General features: G+C 49.2%; 3 protein-coding genes. 2 read left to right on the top strand and 1 reads right to left on the bottom strand.

Features of this window, described 5'->3' with window-relative positions; genetic code table 11:
• The first annotated feature begins 98 nt into the window (after window positions 1–98).
• Together FN633_RS04845 and FN633_RS04840 are read left to right on the top strand one after the other, a co-directional pair.
• The gene (locus FN633_RS04845; protein ID WP_154056929.1) at window positions 99–368 is read left to right on the top strand and encodes a type II toxin-antitoxin system TacA family antitoxin; all 270 of its coding nucleotides are present in this window, start codon (window positions 99–101) and stop codon (window positions 366–368) included.
• A gap of 3 nt (window positions 369–371) precedes the next feature.
• Window positions 372–890 carry a GNAT family N-acetyltransferase gene (locus tag FN633_RS04840; RefSeq protein ID WP_154056928.1) on the top strand — a complete coding sequence of 173 codons (519 nt, stop codon included), beginning with the start codon at window positions 372–374 and terminating at the stop codon, window positions 888–890.
• Window positions 891–928: 38 nt separating this feature from the next.
• Here the strand turns inward: FN633_RS04840 and panM are convergent, their stop codons facing one another.
• Window positions 929–1315 (bottom strand): aspartate 1-decarboxylase autocleavage activator PanM, encoded by a 387-nt coding sequence (panM, locus tag FN633_RS04835; RefSeq protein WP_154056927.1) that lies wholly within the window; start codon window positions 1313–1315, stop codon window positions 929–931.
• Between the last annotated feature and the right edge of the window lie 393 nt (window positions 1316–1708).

The raw sequence follows: 1708 nt of genomic DNA, 5'->3' as shown, positions 1-1708 counted from the left end.
GCCCAGGCGTTGAATTTTTATACCGACAGGCATAAAATAAACGTACGGTAAATATCCGTACATTTGTGCTATCACGTGTGATAGCTGGAGAAGGCATCATGACGGCACTAAAAAAGCAGCGTATCGATCTGCGTTTAACTGACGATGACAAAAGCATCATTGAAGAGGCTGCGGCCCTGACCAATCAGTCAGTCACGCAGTTTATGCTCACTAGCGCATCGGAAAGAGCCGCAGAAGTCATTGAGCAGCATCGTCGAGTTATCCTGAACGACGAATCCTGGAATCGCGTCATGGAAGCGCTCGGTAACCCGCTCTCACCTAATGAAAAACTCAACCGCGCGGCGAAACGTCTTAAAGACATGGAGTGAACCGTGGAAAACCTGACGATAGAGATCCTAGCAGAGGATACGGAGTATGATTGGCAGCAGTTCGACTGCGGGGAAACGGCCCTGAATCTCTTTCTAATCGAGCATCTCAGGCGGCAGCATACCGGAAAAATTCTGCGTGCCTATATCCTTCGCACAACAACGCCGGAACGGCGGGTACTGGGCTACTACACCCTGTCAGGTAGCTGCTTTGAGCGAATAGCCCTGCCGTCAAAGTCACAGCAGAAGAGAATTCCTTACAAAAACATTCCCAGCGTTACCCTCGGGCGTCTGGCGGTCGATCGTTCTCTGCAAGGAAAGGGGTGGGGTTCGGTACTGGTTTCTCATGCGATGAAAGTTGTCTATTCAGCCTCGCAGGCTGTGGGCATCCATGGCCTGTTTGTTGAAGCTATGAACGAGAAAGCGCATGCATTTTATCTCTCGCTGGGATTTATTCCGCTGGTCGGAGAAAACGCGCACGCGCTTTTTTACCCGACAAAATCTATCGAGCAGCTTTATTCATAAAAAAGCCCGGCTAGCGCCACCGGGCTTTTTTATGGCTGCTATAGCCGCTTTTCCCAGCCGTCCTGCCGCGGGCTAAAGCCCAGCGCCTGGGTAAAGGCCGCCATGACGCTACGGTCTTCGACGCCGACGTCGGCTATCCACCAGCGAGTCACCTGCGGATTACGCGCCATCGCCTCTTCAATCAGATACTGTCCCACGCCACGACGGCGGGTCATGTCCCGTACGCGCAGAGAATCCAGCGCCCCCTCGCTGCCGCTAAGGGTCACACGCACCGCTGCCAGCAGTCGCTCATTAAAGCGGGCGGCGTAGATCTGGTGCGTATCGTCAACGTTCAGTGACGATGCGGAGTACTCCGGCCAAATTTTAGCTAAATCAATGCGATCCTGGTCGCTAAACGTGTCTAAACGGATGATGGTCAGTTTCATTCACTGCGGGTCCAAATCTCAAAAGATGGCAGCAGTGTACTCAATTTCCTTAGCCAGACGCTTTCACTTTTTCGTTGTCTGGATCAGGTGAATACTTTTAACGCAGCCGCTGAAGCAGTTTTAAACATCAGGGATCGAAAAACAGGCAGTTTTTTCCGCTAATCAGTAGTGATTTATTCCACTCTTTGTCCCATTATTTTATGCTGGAAGTCGCGCTTTTTTTTGTTTATCTCTGTATCAATACAGAATATTATCTCTGCTTAATAGCCTGAAAAATAGAGTATTTAATCAGGTTTTACGGTAAAAGCTGCGCTAAACCATTAAGCATGCTGGTAAAAATAGCGTTGTTCAATAAAAGTACAGAATGCTTTTTAACCATAATAAAACAAAATA

Source organism: Pseudescherichia vulneris (genome assembly GCF_902164725.1).
Classification (GTDB): domain Bacteria; phylum Pseudomonadota; class Gammaproteobacteria; order Enterobacterales; family Enterobacteriaceae; genus Pseudescherichia; species Pseudescherichia vulneris.
This window is presented reverse-complemented; position numbering and strand designations above follow the sequence as displayed.

What these genes read in the sequence shown, in the direction of transcription:
- FN633_RS04845 (WP_154056929.1), top strand. Translation starts at nt 99, where the DNA reads ATGACGGCACTAAAAAAGCAGCGTATCGATCTGCGTTTAACTGACGAT.
- panM (WP_154056927.1), bottom strand. Translation starts at nt 1,315, where the DNA reads ATGAAACTGACCATCATCCGTTTAGACACGTTTAGCGACCAGGATCGC.